The organism is Streptomyces sp. TSRI0281 (assembly GCF_001905125.1).
Taxonomy (GTDB): Bacteria; Actinomycetota; Actinomycetes; order Streptomycetales; family Streptomycetaceae; genus Streptomyces.
In genome coordinates, this window is the sequence record NZ_LWLE01000035.1 from 429,994 (window position 1) to 446,965 (window position 16,972).

Here is a 16,972-nt window from a genome sequence, read left to right on the forward strand (position 1 = left end):
CCACGGCGCGAGCGGCGTCGCTGACGGCCGCCCCCTCGTCCAAGGGGGCGGCCTCCTCATGTACGGCCCGGTGCGGCGGTGCCCTCAGTGCGGGCGGTCCGCGCCGGGCAGCCACAGCCGGAACAGCGCGCCGCCCTCCGCCGCCCCGTCCACCGTCAGCGTGCCGCCGTGGCGGGTGGCGACGTCCCGGGCGATGGCGAGGCCCAGACCGGCCCCGCCGTCGTCCCTGCTGCGGGCGTCGTCGAGGCGCACGAACCGTTCGAAGATCCGCTCCCGCTCGTCCGGCGGCACACCCGCCCCGTCGTCGCGCACCTCGACGCCCACGCCGTTCGCGTCGGCGCCCACCGAGACCGCGACCACCCGCTCCGCGTGACGCTCGGCGTTGTCCAGCAGATTGCCGATCACCCGCGCCAGCTGCCCGCGCGAACCGTTCACCTCACAGGCGCCCGTGTCCGGCACCGACACCGTCACCGGGATCCGGTCGCCGAGGCGCTGCGAGACCTCCTCGCGGACCAGCGCACCCAGGTCGAGCGGCGTACGCCCCGGCTTCTCCCCCGCGTCCAGCCGGGCCAGCAGCAACAGGTCGGCGGCCAGCGTCTGAAGCCGTACGGTGTCGGCGACCGCACCCGGCACGTCCAGCAGCTCCGGGTGGGCGGCGCCCACCTCCAGCTGGGTGCGCAGCGAGGCGATCGGGCTGCGCAGCTCGTGCGACGCGTCCGCGACGAAGCGCCGCTGACGGTCCACGGATGCCTCCAGCACGGTCAGGGTCTCGTTCGTCGTACGGGCCAGCCGGGCGATCTCGTCGCGCGAATCGGGCTCCGGCACCCGGCGGCTGAGGTCCTGGGACGCGGTGATCGCGGCCAACTCCCGGCGGATGCCCTCGACCGGCCGCAGTGCCCGTCGGGTCACCAGCCAGGTCACCCCCGCGACGACCACCAGCAGCACGGGCAGCCCGGTCAGCATGGCCCCGCGCACGGTGCCCACGGCCTCCTGCTCGGTGGCGAGCGGGGCGCCCGCGTGGACGGTCAGGGTCACCCCGGCGGAGGTGGTCGCCTCGACGGCGGCGAAGCGGTAGTCGGCGGTGTGGCCGTCGACGGTGGCGGTGCCGTTGGAGAAGTCGGGGTCGTCGGAGGACACCTCGCCGCGCGCCGGACGGCTGCCGTCGTCGTCCGCGTCGTCCCCGTCATCGTCGTCGTCATCGCCCGGCGTGCCCGCCGGGGCGGAAGGGACCGGCCGTACGACGCCGCTGTCCGTGCCCGAGATCGCCTCCAGGTCCTTGGAGACGGCCACCACCCGGCCGTCCTCGTCGGTCACCTGGACCGGGTGGTCCTCCTCGTCGTCCAGGTCCAGCGCGCCGTACGCCTTGTCGAGGGCGAGGTGGCCGGCCACCTCGCGGGCCGTCACCTCCGCCTGGAGGCCGGCTTGGTCGGTCAGGTTGGCGCGCAGCACCATGAGGACGGCGAGCCCGGCGCCGATCAGCGCCAGGGCGACGACCAGCGTGGCGCCGAGCGCGGCCCTGGCCCGTACGGATCTCACAGCGCCTCCAGCCGGTAGCCAGCACCGCGCACGGTGCGGATGGCCGTGGCTCCCAGCTTGCGCCGCAGGGTGCTGATGTAGACCTCGACGATGTTCGGGTCGCCGTCGTAGGCGAAGTCCCACACGTCCTCCAGGATGTCCGCCTTGCTCACCACCTGGCCCGCCCGCAGGGCCAGTTGCTCCAGTACGGCGAATTCCTTCGTGGTCAGCGCGATCTCGTCCTCGCCCCGGTGCACCCGCCGGGCGGCGGTGTCCATCCGCAGCCTGCCCACGGTGAGCACGGGCGAGGCGGAACCGGTGCCACGGCGCCGCAGCAGCGCCCGGATCCGGGCGACCAGGACGACGTAGCTGAACGGCTTGGTCAGATAGTCGTCGGCGCCGGTGTCCAGGCCCTCCGCCTCGTCGTACTCCCCGTCCTTCGCCGTGAGCATGAGGATGGGCACCTCGTGTCCCGCGGCGCGCAGGGCGGCGCAGACCCGGTAGCCGTTCATGCCGGGCAGCATGATGTCCAGGACGACGAGGTCGTACGTTCCCCCGCTCGCCAGGTGCAGCCCTTCGAGGCCGTCGTGCACCACATCCACGGCGAAGCCCTCGGCGGTGAGTCCCCTGGCCAGGGCCACCGCGAGTCGCTTCTCGTCCTCCACGATCAACAGGCGCATGTGCACAGGGTCGCAAACCCCACCTGAAGAAGGCTTCAGGTGGCTTCAGGCTGCGTTCAGCATCACCCCGGCAGTGTGGAACCCGTCGAACCGGCACATCCCTCGGGGAGGAACCTCATGAAGCGCAACATCGCCATCGCAGCCGTCACCGCAGCCGTGCTCATCGGCGGCGCGGCCGCCACCACCGTCGCCTTCGCGGACGACGACAGCGACCGCACCGGCCGGAGCACGGGCAGCGGAACGGCCCCCAAGACCATCACCACCGACGGAGACGACGACACCGTGCGGACCGTCACGGGCACCACCACGATCTCCCTCGACGAGGCCGTCGCCGCCGCGCTGAAGAGCGTCCCCGGCACAGTCACCGAGGCGGAACTGGACGACGACGACGAGGACCGCGACGTCTGGGAGCTGGATGTGTACGGCTCCGACAAGGTCTGGCACGACGTGACCGTCGACGCCCGCAACGGCACGGTGCTCACCGACCGCGAGGACGACGACAACGACGACCGCGACCGCTACGCGCCCAAGTCCGCGTCGCTCTCGCTGGACGCGGCGGTCAAGTCGGCGCTGCGGACCGCGCCCGGCAGCGTGACCTCCGTCGACCTGGACAACGACGACGATGACGACGGCCGCAGGGGCCACGTCCTGCGCTGGGACATCGACATCGCGGGCAAGGACGGCAGGCACCATGAGCTGCACGTCGACGCGAAGACCGGCAAGGTCACCGTGGACCGTGACGACGACAGCGACGACGACCACGGGGACGACCGTGACGACCGTGACGACCGCGGGGACGACGGCGACGACCGCTGACCCGGTGCCCGGCACGCCCTGAGCCCTTCCCGACCGGGGCTCGGGGCGCGAAGCCCTACCCGGCGCGGAGCTCACGGCTCAGGGCTCACGGCTCAGGGTGCGAAGCCGGACACGACCGATCCGTCGTTGTCGAAGGACAGGAACAGCACGTCCCCGACCGCGATCGGGCGGGAGCTGTCCTCCAACGGTCCGTTCAGGACCTTGCGCTCCGTCATCTCGATGCTCCCCCGGCCGCCCAGCGCGCAGGGCGGCGGGCACGTCGCTCAGGTCGGCCTCGACGTACTTGACCCGGTAGAGCACGGCGGCGACGGGCCCGTCGCCGAAGGGGTCGCGCCTGGTGGCGGCGAAGCAGAGCACGGAGGCGAGGGCGAAGACGTCCGACGCGGACACGACGCGCCCGCTGCCCGCGACATGCTCCGGGGACATGAAGGCGGGGCTGCCGACCATCCGGCCGGTGGTGGTGAGCGGGGTGGCACTCGGGTTCCGGGCGATCCCGAAGTCGATGAGCCGGGGGCCGTCCACGGCGAGCATCACATTGCCCGGCTTCACGTCCCGGTGCACCACGCCCGCCGCGTGGACGGCCTCCAGCGCGCGGGCGAGCCCGGCGCCGAGCATCCGCGCCTCCTCCTCGCCGAGCGCCCCCGAACGGCGCACCGCGGCCGAGAGGGTCGGGCCCGCCACATAGCCGGTGGCGAGCCAGGGCACCTCGGCGTCGGCATCGCCGTCGAGCAGCGGGGCGAGCCAGGGGCCCGTGACGGAGCGGGCGAGGGCGATCTCTCGCCGCGCCCGTGACGGAGCGGGCGAGGGCGATCTCTCGCCGGAAGCGGGTACGGAAGCCGGGGTCACCGGCCACCTCACGGCGCACCGTCTTGACGGCGACGGGTTCGGCGGCGCCCGGAGCACCGGCCGAAGCACCTGGACCGTCCGTGGTGCGGGGGACATCCGAAGCGCCCGCACCGTCCGTGGCGCCGGGGGCGCCGTTCGGTGTGTCCGCCCCGCCGGTCCCCTCGTCCCGTACCCCGAGGTAGACCTCCCCCATGCCTCCCGCGCCGAGCCTGGCCCGTATCGCGTACGGCCCGATCCGTCTCGGCGAGTCCTCCCGCAGCGGCCCCGGCATGCGTCGCTTCCCCCCTGGTGCGCACGGTCGGTGCGCACGACCCACGGGACAGGCGCGGCGCGTGTCCCGTGGCATCCTGCCACGCGCGCCGCACGCCCGGCAGGGCCGTGGCGCACAACGAACGGCGCACCCCTGTCCCGTAACTGACGGCTTCTCAGCGACAAGGGACGGGGGTGCGCCGTGGGCCGGTTCCCGCGGGCGGCCCGCACGCCGCCCCGGGAACCGTCAGGACTCGCCCGTGAGCCCCGCCACCAGTTCGTCGGCCGCCGCGTACGGGTCGAGGCGGCCTGCCACGATGCGGGCCGCCAGGGCGTCCAGGCGGCGGTCGCCGTGCAGATCGGCGATCCGCTCACGGAGGGCCGTGACGGCGATCGTCTCGACCTCGTGGGCCGCCCGCGCGGTGCGCCGGCCGGCCAGCACGCCGTTCCCCTCCATCCACGCCCGGTGCTTCTCCAGCGCCTCGACGACCTCGTCGATGCCCTCGCCGCGGGCGGCGACCGTCTTGACGATCGGCGGGCGCCAGTCGCCGGGGCCCCGTGACTCCCCGAGGCCCAGCATGTGGTTGAGCTCGCGGGCGGTGGCGTCCGCGCCGTCCCTGTCGGCCTTGTTGACGACGTACACATCGCCGATCTCCAGGATTCCGGCCTTCGCCGCCTGGATGCCGTCGCCCATACCGGGGGCGAGCAGCACGACGGAGGTGTCGGCCTGGGAGGCGATCTCCACCTCCGACTGGCCGACGCCGACCGTCTCGACGAGGATCACGTCGCAGCCCGCCGCGTCCAGCACCCGGATCGCCTGCGGTGCCGACCAGGCGAGGCCGCCGAGATGTCCGCGGGTGGCCATGGAGCGGATGTAGACGCCGGGGTCGGAGGCGTGGTCCGACATCCGCACCCGGTCGCCGAGGAGCGCGCCCCCGGAGAACGGCGAGGACGGGTCGACCGCGAGGACGCCGACCCGCTTGCCGGCCCGGCGGTAGGCGGAGACCAGCGCCGAGGTCGAGGTGGACTTGCCCACACCGGGCGAGCCGGTGAGCCCGACGACGTACGCGTGGCCCGCCAGCGGGGCCAGCGCCGCCATCACCTCGCGCAGTTGCGGTGACGCCCCCTCCACCAGCGAGATCAGCCGGGCCACCGCCCGCGGCCTGCCCTGCCGCGCCTGCTCGACCAGGGTGGGGACATCCACCATCACCGCTCCGTTCACTCAGCTCTCGGGGTTACGGGTGTTACCTGCCGGGCCATGGGGCCGCGGCCGGCCCTCAGCGGGGAACGCGGATGATCAGCGCGTCGCCCTGACCGCCGCCGCCGCACAGCGCCGCCGCACCGGTGCCGCCGCCGCGCCGCTTCAGCTCCAGGGCCAGGTGCAGCACCACGCGGGCGCCGGACATCCCGATCGGGTGGCCGAGCGCGATGGCCCCGCCGTTGACGTTGACCTTCTCCGAGGTGACCCCGAGGTCCTTCATCGACTGGACGGCGACGGCCGCGAACGCCTCGTTGATCTCGATCAGATCGAGGTCCTCGACGGTGAGGCCGTCCTTCTTCAGCGCGTGCCTGATGGCGTTGGAGGGCTGCGACTGGAGCGAGTTGTCCGGGCCCGCCACATTGCCGTGGGCACCGATCTCGGCGATCCAGTCCAGGCCGAGCTCCTGCGCCTTGGCCTTGCTCATGACGACGACCGCGGCGGCGCCGTCGGAGATCTGCGAGGAGGTGCCCGCGGTGATGGTGCCGTCCTTGGCGAAGGCGGGGCGCAGCCTGCCCAGCGACTCGACGGTCGTCTCGGCGCGGATGCCCTCGTCCTTGGCGAACAGGACCGGGTCGCCCTTGCGCTGCGGGATCTCGACCGGGGTGATCTCGGCCTCGAAGATGCCGTTCTTCTGGGCGGCGGCGGCACGCTGGTGGGACTGGGCGCCGATCTCGTCCTGGGCGGCGCGGTCCAGGCCGAGGCGGGTGTTGTGCTTCTCGGTGGACTCGCCCATCGGAATGTTCTCGTAGGCGTCGGTCAGACCGTCGTACGCCATGGAGTCGAGCATCTCGATCGCGCCGTACTTGTAGCCCTCGCGGGACTTCGGCAGCAGATGCGGGGCGTTGGTCATGGACTCCTGGCCACCGGCGACGACGACATCGAACTCCCCGGCGCGGATGAGCTGGTCGGCCAGCGCGATGGCGTCGAGCCCGGAGAGGCACACCTTGTTGACGGTGAGCGCGGGGACGTTCATCGGGATGCCGGCCTTGACCGCGGCCTGGCGGGCCGGGATCTGCCCCGCCCCGGCCTGGAGGACCTGGCCCATGATCACGTACTCGACCTGGTCGCCGCCGATCCCGGCCCGGTCCAGCGCGGCCTTGATGGCGATGCCGCCGAGGTCGGCCCCGGAGAAGCTCTTCAGCGAGCCGAGGAGGCGGCCCATGGGCGTACGGGCGCCCGCGACGATCACTGAGGTGGTGGTACCGGTCGTTCCTGACATGGGCACGGCCCCTTGGGGTTGTATGTGAACGAGGGTTTACCTGAATGTACTGAGCGGTACCTCGCCCGTCATCCGGCAAAGGGTGTGATGGCGCGCACGTTGCGTAACCATGTCCGGGGCGCTGCACTGGATCCATGCTGACGCGAATCGACCACATCGGGATTGCCTGTTTCGACCTCGACAAGACGGTGGAGTTCTACCGCGCGACGTACGGGTTCGAGGTGTTCCACTCCGAGATCAACGAGGAGCAGGGCGTCAGGGAGGCCATGCTCAAGATCAACGAGACCTCGGACGGCGGGGCCTCCTACCTCCAGTTGCTGGAGCCGACCCGTGAGGACTCGGCCGTGGGAAAGTGGCTGGCGAAGAACGGGGAGGGCGTCCACCACATCGCCTTCGGCACCGCCGATGTCGGCCAGGACGCCGCGGACATCCGGGAGAAGGGTGTCAGGGTGCTGTACGACGAGCCCAGGACCGGGTCGATGGGGTCGCGGATCACGTTCCTGCACCCGAAGGACTGCCACGGTGTGCTCACGGAACTGGTCACGTCCCGGACGGAGCACTGACCTCCGCATACCTGGGCCGGTAGAGTGGGCTGTTCCGGGCCGGGGCCGGGTCGGGGCCGCACCGCGTCCCCGTCGTTTGTCTGTCACCATTCCCCGGGGGGCCGTTCGCCGGCGAACGGTGCTCGTTTGGAGAGTTGCGACCAGGGGACGGATGGGACCGCGCAGTGCGGGGCTACGAACGCCAGGAGAGCCACCGAGCTGACGATCATCTCTCGCGGTTCGAAGCCGAGATGGACCGGCTGAAGACCGACCGGGAGAAGGCCGTCCAGCACGCCGAGGACCTCGGTTACCAGGTCGAGGTCTTGCGCGCCAAGCTGCACGAGGCTCGGCGCAATCTCGCGACCCGTCCCGCCTACGACAGCGGGGACCTGGGCTACCAGGCCGACCAGCTGCTCCGTAACGCCCAGATCCAGGCCGACCAGCTGCGCAGCGACGCCGAGCGCGAGCTCCGCGACGCCCGCGCGCAGACGCAGCGGATTCTTCAGGAGCACGCCGAGCACCAGGCCAGGCTCCAGGCCGAGTTGCACACCGAGGCCGTCCAGCGCAGGCAGCGGCTCGACCAGGAGCTGGCCGAACGCCGCCAGACCGTCGAGTCCCACGTCAACGAGAACGTCGCCTGGGCCGAGCAGTTGCGCGCCCGCACCGAGTCCCAGGCCCGCCGCCTCCTGGACGAGTCCCGCGCCGAGGCCGAGCAGTCCCTGGCCGCCGCGCGCAACGAGGCCAACCGGCTCGCCGAGGAGACCCGGCGGCGGCTCGGCTCCGAGACCGAGTCGGCCCGCGCCGAAGCCGAAGCGGTCCTGCTGCGCGCCCGCAAGGACGCCGAGCGCCTGCTGAACGCGGCGTCCGCACAGGCCCAGGAGGCCAGCAGCCACGCCGAGCAGCTGCGCACCTCGACGACCGCCGAGACCGACCAGGCCAGGCAGCAGACCGCCGAGCTGAACCGGTCGGCCGATCAGCGCCTCCAGGAGGCCGAGACCCGGCTGCGCGAGGCCCGCCTGGAGGCCGAGAAGGTCGTCTCCGAGGCGAAGGAGGCCGCGGTCAAGCGGCTGGCCGGCGCCGAGTCGCAGAACGAGCAGCGCACCCGTACGGCCAAGTCCGAGATCGCCCGGCTGGTCGGCGAGGCCACCAAGAGCGCCGAGGCGCTCAAGGAAGAGGCCGAACAGGCCCTCGGCGACGCCCGCGCCGAGGCCGACCGGCTGGTCGCCGAGGCGTCCGAGAAGGCCCGCACCACGGCCGCCGAGGACACCGCGGCCCAGCTCGCCAAGGCCGCCCGTACCGCCGAGGAAGTACTGACGAAGGCGTCCGAGGACGCCAGGTCCACCACCTCCGCGGCGAGCGAGGAGGCCGACCGGATCCGCCGCGAGGCGGAGGCCGAGGCCGACCGGCTGCGCGGCGAGGCCGCGGAACAGGCCGACCAGCTCAAGGGCGCGGCCAAGGACGACACCAAGGAGTACCGGGCCAAGACGGTCGAGCTCCAGGAGGAGGCCCGCAGGCTGCGCGGCGAGGCCGAGCAGCTGCGCTCCGAGGCCGTCGCCGAGGGTGAGCGGATCCGCGGCGAGGCCCGCCGGGAGGCCGTACAGCAGTTGGAGGAGGGCGCCCGGACCGCCGAGGAGCTGCTGACCAAGGCCAGGTCGGACGCCGACGAGCTGCGGACCTCCGCGAGCACCGAGAGCGAGCGGGTGCGCACCGAGGCGTCCGAGCGCGCCGCCACCCTGCGCAAGCAGGCCGACGAGACCCTGGAGCGCACCCGGACCGAGGCCGACAAGCTCCGGGCCGAGGCCGAGGAGCAGGCGGAGTCCCTCACCGCCGCGGCCGAGCAGGCGGCGGCGGAACTCCGCGCGGAGACCGAGCGCGCGGTCGCCGCCCGGCAGGCCGAGGCCGCCGACGAGCTGACCCGGCTGCACACCGAGGCCGAGACCCGCCTCGCGGGCGCCGAGGAGACGCTGGCCGAGGCCCGTACCGAAGCGGAGCGCATCCGCCGCGAGACGAACGAGGAGTCCGAGCGGCTGCGCACGGAGGCCGCCGAGCGGCTGCGCACGCTCCAGGAGCAGGCCGAGGCGGAGGCCGAGCGGCTGCGCGACGAGGCCGCGGCCGATGCCTCGCGGTCCCGCGCGGAGGGCGAGAACGTCGCCGTACGGCTGCGCGGCGAGGCCGCCGCCGAGGCGGAGCGGCTCAAGTCCGAGGCGCAGGACAGCGCCGACCGGGTACGGGCCGAGGCCGCCGCCGCCGCCGAGCGGGTCGCCACCGAGGCGGCCGAGGCGCTGTCCGCCGCCCAGGAGGAGGCCAACCGGCGCCGCCGGGAGGCCGAGGAGACCCTGGGTTCCGCGCGCACCGAGGCGGAGCAGGAGCGGGTCAGGGCCCGCGAGCAGAGCGAGGAGCTGCTGGCCTCCGCCCGCAAGCGCGTCGAGGAGGCCCAGACCGAGGCCCAGCGGCTCGTCGCGGAGGCGGACTCCCGGACGACCGAGCTGGTCGCCGCGGCCGAGCAGACCGCCCAGCAGGTACGTGACTCCGTCGCCGGTCTCCAGGAGCAGGCCGAGGAGGAGATCGCCGGGCTGCGCTCCGCCGCCGAGCACTCCGCGGACCGGACCAGGACCGAGGCGCAGGAGGAGGCGGACCGGGTCCGCGCGGATGCCTACGCCGAGCGGGAGCGGGCCGCCGAGGACGCCAACCGCGTCCGCCAGGTGGCGGGCGAGGAGTCCGAGGCCGCGAAGGCGCTGGCCGAGCGTACGGTCGCCGACGCGATCGCCGAGGCGGAGCGGATGCGCGCCGACACCTCGGAGTACAGCCAGCGGGTCCGTACCGAAGCGTCCGACTCGCTCGCCTCGGCGGAGCAGGACGCCTCGCGTGCCCGTGCGGAGGCCCGTCAGGACGCGAACCGCATCCGTTCGGAGGCAGCGGCGCAGTCCGATCTGCTCATCGGTGAGTCGACGGCCGAGAGCGAGCGGATCCGTACCGAGGCCGGCGAAGCGGCCAACCAGCTCGTCGGGGAGGCCACCACCGAGGCCGAGCGGCGCCGCACGGACGCGGCCGAGAAGGCGGAGCGGCTGGTCGCGGAGGCCACCGACGAGGCGGAGCGGCTGCGCGCGGAGGCGGCGGAGACCGTCGGTTCGGCGCAGGAGCACGCGGTCCGGACCCGTGAGGAGTCCGAACGGGTGCGGGCCGAGGCGGAGTCGGCGGCCGAGCAGATGCGCGCCGAGGCCCGCCAGGAGGCGGACCGGCTGCTCGACGAGGCGCGGGAGGCCGCGGCGAAGCGGCGTGCCGACGCCGCCGAGCAGGCCGACCAGCTGGTCAACAAGGCCCAGGAGGAGGCGCTCCGCTCCGCCACCGAGGCCGAGGCGCAGGCCGACACGATGGTCGGCGCGGCCCGCAAGGAGGCCGTGCGCATCACGTCCGAGGCGACGGTCGAGGGCAACACCCTGGTGGAGCGCGCCCGTACGGACGCGGACGAGCTGCTGGTCGGCGCGCGGCGCGACGCCACCGCGAACCGGGAGCGGTCCGAGGAGTTGCGGGCCCGGCTGGAGAGCGAGATCGAGGAGCTGCACGAGCGTGCCCGCCGGGAGACCTCCGAGCAGATGAAGACCGCCGGTGAGCGCGTCGACAATCTGATGAAGGCGGCGACCGAGCAGCGTGACGAGGCCGCGGCGAAGGCCAAGGAGCTGCTGGCGAACGCCAATTCGGAGGCGAGCAAGGTCCGGATCGCGGCGGTGAAGCGGGCCGAGTCGCTCCTGAAGGAAGCCGAGTCCAAGAAGGCCGAACTGGTCCGCGAGGCCGAGAAACTGCGTGCCGACGCCGAGACCGAGTCGAAGCAGATGGTCGACGAGGGCAGGCGGGAACTGGACGTACTGGTACGCAGGCGGGCGGACATCAATACGGAGATTTCCCGGGTCCAGGACGTACTGGAGGCGTTGGAGTCCTTCGAGGCACCGACCGGGGGCACAAAGCCCGCCAACGGCAGTTCCCCGGGGGGCGCCAAGGCCACGGCGGCGGCGGGTACGCGGTCCGGCGGCAAGTCGTCCGAGGGGTGAGCGGACCTGCGGTGTCCGATGCTCCGTCAGGAGTGTCCGGACCGGCGGTGTCCGATACCCCGTCAGGAGTGTCCGGACCGCGATGTCCCGTGCTTCGTCATGGACATTCAACCCTGCGGGGAGCAAGCACTCCGGGGGTCAGCCACTCAAAAGGGGTGTCATTCTCCAGATCAAACCCGCATCTGCACGCTGACACGCCGCTTAGGCCCCTAGGATTCCCTCTATCACCTCACCGGTCTCATTCGACAGGAACCCCATGAGCGACCCTTCCTCCCCCTTCGGCTTCGAGCTCGTGCGACGTGGTTACGACCGCGGTCAGGTGGACGACCGCATCACCAAGCTCGTCGCCGACCGTGATAGTGCTCTGGCCCGAATCACCTCTCTGGAAAAGCGCATCGAGGAGCTCCACCTCGAAACGCAGAACGCCCAGGCCCAGGTCAGCGACGCAGAGCCGTCGTACGCCGGTCTCGGTGCCCGTGTCGAGAAGATTCTCCGCCTCGCCGAGGAGGAGGCCAAGGACCTGCGTGAGGAGGCCCGTCGCGCCGCCGAGCAGCACCGTGAGCTGGCCGAGTCGGCCGCCCAGCAGGTGCGCAACGACGCCGAGTCGTTCGCGGCCGAGCGCAAGTCGAAGGCCGAGGACGAGGGCGTTCGCATCGTCGAGAAGGCCAAGGGCGAGGCGACCACGCTGCGCACCGAGGCGCAGAAGGACGCCCAGTCCAAGCGCGAGGAGGCGGACGCCCTCTTCGAGGAGACCCGCGCCAAGGCCGCTCAGGCCGCCGCGGACTTCGAGACGAACCTGGCCAAGCGCCGCGAGCAGTCGGAGCGCGACCTCGCGTCCCGTCAGGCCAAGGCCGAGAAGCGTCTCGCCGAGATCGAGCACCGCGCCGAGCAGCTCCGCCTGGAGGCCGAGAAGCTCCGTACGGACGCCGAGCGCCGGGCCCGTCAGACGGTGGAGACCGCGCAGCGCCAGGCCGAGGACATCGTGGCCGACGCGAACGCCAAGGCCGACCGGATCCGCAGCGAGTCCGAGCGCGAGCTGGCGGCGCTCACCAACCGCCGCGACTCGATCAACGCGCAGCTGACCAACGTCCGCGAGATGCTGGCGACGCTGACCGGTGCCGCGGTGGCAGCGGCCGGTTCGCCGGCGGACGACGAGCCCGTCACCCGTGGTGTCCCGGCTCAGCAGGGCCGCTGACCCTTCGGGTACCTCAGCCGTACCGCTCGTGCGCCCGGTTCCGCCCCTGTGGTGGCGCCGGGCGCGCGGCCGTTCTAGCGTGAACGCATGATCGAGCTTGACGGACTCACCAAGCGATTCGGCGACAAGGTCGCCGTCGACCAGTTGTCCTGCCTGATCCGACCCGGAATGGTGACGGGTTTTCTGGGCCCGAACGGGGCGGGCAAGTCCACGACGATGCGGATGATGCTCGATCTCGACAACCCCACCAGCGGCTCCGTGCGCATCGACGGCAAGAACTACCACGAGCTGCAGGAGCCGCTGAAGTACATCGGGGCGCTGCTCGACGCCAAGTCGATGCACGGCGGTCGCAGCGCGTACAACAATCTGCTGTGCCTCGCGCAGAGCAATCGCATCCCCGAGAGCCGGGTCGCGGAAGTTCTCGACACGGTCGGCCTGAGCGCGGTGGCGAAGAAGAAGTCCAAGGGTTTCTCCCTCGGTATGGGCCAGCGGCTCGGAATCGCGTCCGCGCTGCTCGGTGACCCCGAGATCCTGATGTTCGACGAACCCGTCAATGGTCTGGACCCCGAGGGCATTCACTGGATCCGCAATCTGATGAAGACACTCGCCGGCGAGGGCCGGACGATCTTCGTCTCTTCGCATCTGATGAGCGAAATGGCCCTGACGGCCGACCATTTGATCGTGATCGGCCAGGGCAGACTGCTCGCCGACACCTCGATGGCCGACTTCATCCACGAGAATTCGCGCAGTTACGTACGGCTGCGCTCCCCGCAGCAGGAACGGCTGCGCGATGTGCTGCACGCGGAGGGCATCGTCGTGATCGAGTCGGGGAACGGGACCCTGGAGATCGACGGCGCCTCCACCGAGGCACTGGGTGAGCTGGCCGCCCGGCACCAGCTGGTGCTGCACGAGCTGAGCGCCCAGCGGGCCTCACTGGAAGAAGCGTTCATGCAGATGACCGCGGGCTCCGTGGAGTACCACGCCCACTCGGAACGGGACGGGGCGCCGCCACCGCAGGTGGGAGCGGGCTGGGGCGACCAGTGGAACCAACGGGGCGGCAGCGGCGCTTCCCTCGACGGCAAGGAGGCGTGACGACGATGGCATCGGTACCCGCGGTCCTGACCTCCGAATGGACCAAGATCCGCACGGTCTCCTCTACGACATGGACGCTCATCTCCGCGTTCGTCGTCACCGTCGCGATGGGCGCGGCCCTCTGCGCCCTGATGAACTCCCAGTTCGACGATCTTTCGGACGCGGAGCGCGCCACCTTCGACCCGACCTTCGTCAGCTTCTCCGGAATGATTCTCGGCCAGCTCGCGATGGTCGTGTTCGGCGTGCTGGTGGTCGGTACGGAGTACAGCTCCGGCATGATCCGCACCTCGCTGGCGGCCGTGCCGCAGCGCGCCACGTTCCTCTTCAGCAAGATCGCGGTGGCCGGGGTGCTGGCGCTGGTCGTCGGCCTCGCCACCAGCTTCATCTCGTTCTTCCTGGGCCAGGCCCTGCTGGGGGACCACCGTACGGACATCGGCGCGGACAACGTGCTGCGCGCGGTCTTCGGCGGCGGCATCTACATGGGCCTGATCGCGATCTTCTCGATGGGCGTGGCGGCGATGCTGCGCAGCTCCATGCTGTCGCTCGGCATCCTGATGCCGTTCTTCTTCCTCGTCTCGCAGATCCTGTCCGCGGTCCCGGGCGCCAAGAGCGTGGCCCGGTACTTCCCCGACCAGGCGGGCTCGAAGATCATGCAGGTGGTCCCGGACGCGATGAACAGCGATCCGGCGCCGTACGGGCCCTGGGGCGGTCTCGGGATCCTCCTCGCCTGGGTGGCGGCGGCGGTGATCGGCGGATATGTGGTCCTGAGGAAGCGGGACGCGTAGGAAATCGCACCCCCGGCACCTGCCGTTCGGCAGCAGAACTTGGCCGGAACCGTCAAGTGCTGGTTATCCTCCTAACTCTTACGGGGGCGTGCGGCCAGGCAGCCCGGGCCCCGACGACAGATAAGTCGATGGGGCTGGAGAATGATCGAGGCAGTCGGCCTGACCAAGCGCTACGGCGCGAAGACGGCCGTGTACAACCTTTCGTTCCAGGTGCGGCCGGGGGCCGTCACCGGGTTCCTCGGTCCCAACGGGTCGGGCAAGTCCACCACCATGCGGATGATGCTCGGCCTCGACCGGCCGACCTCGGGCCATGTGACGATCGGCGGCCATGCCTTCCGCGATCTGCCGAACGCTCCGCGCCAGGTGGGCGCGCTGCTGGACGCCAAGGCGGTGCACGGCGGCCGGAGCGCCCGTAACCACCTGCTGTCGCTGGCGCAGCTGGGCGGTATCCCCTCCGCCCGGGTCGACGAGGTGCTGGGTGTCGTGGGGCTCCAGGACGTGGCCAAGCGGCGCTCCAGCGGCTTCTCGCTCGGTATGGGGCAGCGGCTCGGCATCGCGGCGGCGCTCCTGGGCGACCCGCAGGTGCTGCTCTTCGACGAGCCGGTCAACGGACTCGACCCCGAGGGCATCCTCTGGGTCCGCAATCTGATGAAGATGCTGGCCTCCGAGGGGCGCACCGTCTTCGTCTCCAGCCATCTGATGAGCGAGATGGCCCTCACCGCCGACCATCTGATCGTGATCGGGCGGGGTCAGCTGCTCGCCGACATGGGTGTCACCGACTTCATCTCCGCGAACTCCGCCGACTTCGCCCGGGTACGTGTCCTGGAGGACGCGCCCGAGCAGCGGGAGAAGCTGACCGCCTCGCTCACCGAGGCGGGCGGCCGGGTCATGCCGGAGCCGGACGGCGCCCTGCGCGTGACCGGACTCCCGCTGCCCCGGATCAGTGATCTGGCGCACACCTCGGACGTCCGGCTGTGGGAGCTCTCGCCGCACCAGGCTTCGCTGGAGGAGGCGTACATGCGGATGACGCAGGGCGCCGTGGACTACCGCTCGACGGCGGACGCGAAGGCGGGGCTCCTGGAGCCGCCGCCGGGCGTCCACGGGCCTCTGGGAGCCGGTTACGGGCCCCAGCCCGGCCACGGTCAGCCGCAGGCCCCCGAGGCGCCGCAGCAGGGCTGGTACGCCCCGCCGCCGCCCGGACAGAACCCGTACGCGGCCGCTCCGCCCGCTCCCCAGCCGCCCGCCACCCCTGCGGCTCCCCCGGTGGCTCCCCCGGCCCCCGCGGTGGAGCCCGCAGCCCCCGTCGCAGCCCCGACCGAGCGCAAGACCAGCGAGGACCCCCGATGACGACGCCGGCCACCCCGCAGGCCCCCCAGCAGCAGCCGCAGGGGGCCTGGCCCGCCCCGGACGGCCTGTACGCCTCACCGATCCCGGTCCGGCCCCCCACGCTCGGGGACGCCATCGCCTCGGAGTGGACGAAGATCCGCTCCGTACGCTCCACCCTGTGGACGCTCGGCGTGATGATCGTGCTGATGTTCGCCGTCGGGCTGCTGTCCGCGTTCGCCGTCGCCGCGACCGACGCGAATCTGAGCGACGATCCGGTGCTCAGCCTCGGCTTCTTCGGAGTGCTTCTCGGGTCGATCTGTGTGATCACCCTCGGTGTGCTGACGATCTCCTCCGAGTACGGCACCGGCATGATCCGTACGACGCTGACGGCCTGCCCGAGCCGAGGCCGGGTGCTGACCGCCAAGGCGGCCGTCTTCTTCCTGCTGTCCTTCACCATCACCACGGTGACGGCCGCGATCGTCGCGGTGCTCCAGACGGCGGTCCTGGACGGTGCGGACGCCACGGGCACCGACTGGCTGCGCGCCACCGTGGGCGTGGGGCTCTACGTCGCGCTGCTCGGTCTGCTCTCGATGGGGCTCGGCGCGATCGTCCGGCACTCCGCGGGCGCCATCACCATCATGATCGCGGTGGTGCTGCTGCCGCTCGTGCTGGCGATGTTCATGTTCCACGAGAGCCTGTCCGGCCTCCAGCGGGCCCTCTTCGAGTACTCGATCCCCAACCAGCTCGGTGCCCTCTACGGAGCCGCGATCAGCAACTCCGGGCCGTCCGGCTGGGAGCCGCTGTGGATCATGCTGGGGGTGGCGGCCGTGGCCATGGCCGGCGCCTTCGTCTCGATGGACCGGCGCGACGTCTGAACCCTCAGTAGCGCGGCGCGTTCCTGGACCGCTGCACCCGTGTGGTGCGGCGGTCCCTCGCGTTCCAGCACGCCTTGTGCCAGTGCCGCCGGTCGTCGATGCCGCCGAACTCGGGCCAGGCGACGAGGTGCGGGACGCCGGACGGGATCTCCTGGTCGCAGCCGGGGCAGCGGTAGCGCTTGCCCTGCGCGCTCGCACCGCTCACCGGGCGCACCAACCAGTCCTCGCCCTGCCAGTTCTCGCTGGACCCGCCCCCGCCGTACCGCTCCCCCGGCGTACTCACACTGTCGGTGGAGCTCTCGCCGCCTCGGGGGCGGTTGCGGCGCGGGGACACGTGACACCTCACGGGCTGAACGGGCAGGTCCGTCCAGCCTAGAGCCATCGGGCGGGGGCAGACGTCCCGTAGGGCACGCGGCGGCGTCCGGCAACGGGGTGAGTTAGCGGAAAATCGCAACAACTTCGGTGCGGACCGTGCCTTTGGCACGTGTCAGACGTTGTTGCCGACAGGGGAGAACCGCGCCGGCC

14 protein-coding genes are annotated in these 16,972 nt (G+C 71.9%); 8 read left to right on the forward strand and 6 right to left on the reverse strand.

The features are described from left to right. Nucleotides 1-84 precede the first annotated feature (84 nt). Nucleotides 85-1,536 (reverse strand): sensor histidine kinase, encoded by a 1,452-nt coding sequence (locus tag A6A29_RS36510; protein ID WP_073727228.1) that lies wholly within the window; start codon nt 1,534-1,536, stop codon nt 85-87. Beyond that, on the reverse strand, nt 1,533-2,195 hold the full coding sequence (locus A6A29_RS36515) for a response regulator transcription factor (protein ID WP_073727230.1): 663 nt from the start codon (nt 2,193-2,195) through the stop codon (nt 1,533-1,535). The genes A6A29_RS36510 and A6A29_RS36515 overlap by 4 nt, the downstream gene beginning before the upstream one ends. 117 nt (nt 2,196-2,312) lie before the next feature. On the opposite strand from A6A29_RS36515, the gene A6A29_RS36520 reads away from it, so the two are divergent. Continuing rightward, the gene (locus A6A29_RS36520; protein WP_073727232.1) at nt 2,313-3,011 is read left to right on the forward strand and encodes a PepSY domain-containing protein; all 699 of its coding nucleotides are present in this window, start codon (nt 2,313-2,315) and stop codon (nt 3,009-3,011) included. Between the two features lie 78 nt (nt 3,012-3,089). Here A6A29_RS36520 and A6A29_RS36525 read toward each other — a convergent pair whose 3' ends face one another. The 3 genes from A6A29_RS36525 to A6A29_RS36535 form a co-directional block, all read right to left on the reverse strand. Beyond that, the gene (locus A6A29_RS36525; protein ID WP_073727234.1) at nt 3,090-3,857 is read right to left on the reverse strand and encodes a serine/threonine-protein kinase; all 768 of its coding nucleotides are present in this window, start codon (nt 3,855-3,857) and stop codon (nt 3,090-3,092) included. A 496-nt stretch (nt 3,858-4,353) separates the two neighbouring features. Beyond that, entirely contained in the window at nt 4,354-5,313 is a 960-nt protein-coding gene (gene meaB / locus A6A29_RS36530) for a methylmalonyl Co-A mutase-associated GTPase MeaB (RefSeq protein ID WP_198953515.1), read from the reverse strand. Between the two features lie 70 nt (nt 5,314-5,383). After that, a complete protein-coding gene (locus tag A6A29_RS36535; RefSeq protein ID WP_073727236.1) occupies nt 5,384-6,586 on the reverse strand; it encodes an acetyl-CoA C-acetyltransferase in 1,203 nt (400 codons plus the stop codon). Nucleotides 6,587-6,720: 134 nt separating this feature from the next. Here A6A29_RS36535 and mce point away from each other — a divergent pair, with 134 nt between their 5' ends. The 7 genes from mce (at nt 6,721) to A6A29_RS36570 (ending at nt 16,447) form a co-directional block, all read left to right on the forward strand. Beyond that, nucleotides 6,721-7,149 carry a methylmalonyl-CoA epimerase gene (gene mce, locus A6A29_RS36540; protein ID WP_073727238.1) on the forward strand — a complete coding sequence of 143 codons (429 nt, stop codon included), beginning with the start codon at nt 6,721-6,723 and terminating at the stop codon, nt 7,147-7,149. Between the two features lie 164 nt (nt 7,150-7,313). Beyond that, complete coding sequence (gene scy / locus A6A29_RS36545; RefSeq protein ID WP_073727240.1) at nt 7,314-11,174, forward strand: polarized growth protein Scy; 3,861 nt, start codon at nt 7,314-7,316, stop codon at nt 11,172-11,174. A gap of 256 nt (nt 11,175-11,430) precedes the next feature. After that, nucleotides 11,431-12,369, forward strand: coding sequence for a cellulose-binding protein (locus A6A29_RS36550; RefSeq protein WP_073727242.1), 939 nt, complete (start codon nt 11,431-11,433; stop codon nt 12,367-12,369). Between the two features lie 87 nt (nt 12,370-12,456). Next, the gene (locus A6A29_RS36555) at nt 12,457-13,461 is read left to right on the forward strand and encodes an ATP-binding cassette domain-containing protein (RefSeq protein ID WP_073727244.1); all 1,005 of its coding nucleotides are present in this window, start codon (nt 12,457-12,459) and stop codon (nt 13,459-13,461) included. Between the two features lie 5 nt (nt 13,462-13,466). Beyond that, on the forward strand, nt 13,467-14,246 hold the full coding sequence (locus A6A29_RS36560) for an ABC transporter permease subunit (protein ID WP_073727246.1): 780 nt from the start codon (nt 13,467-13,469) through the stop codon (nt 14,244-14,246). A 141-nt stretch (nt 14,247-14,387) separates the two neighbouring features. Then, nucleotides 14,388-15,593, forward strand: coding sequence for an ABC transporter ATP-binding protein (locus tag A6A29_RS36565; RefSeq protein WP_073727248.1), 1,206 nt, complete (start codon nt 14,388-14,390; stop codon nt 15,591-15,593). After that, entirely contained in the window at nt 15,590-16,447 is an 858-nt protein-coding gene (locus tag A6A29_RS36570) for an ABC transporter permease subunit (RefSeq protein ID WP_073727250.1), read from the forward strand. Before A6A29_RS36565 ends, A6A29_RS36570 begins: the two co-directional genes overlap by 4 nt. Before the next feature lie 4 nt (nt 16,448-16,451). Here the strand turns inward: A6A29_RS36570 and A6A29_RS36575 are convergent, their stop codons facing one another. Then, entirely contained in the window at nt 16,452-16,781 is a 330-nt protein-coding gene (locus A6A29_RS36575) for an ATP/GTP-binding protein (protein WP_073727252.1), read from the reverse strand. Nucleotides 16,782-16,972 lie beyond the last annotated feature (191 nt).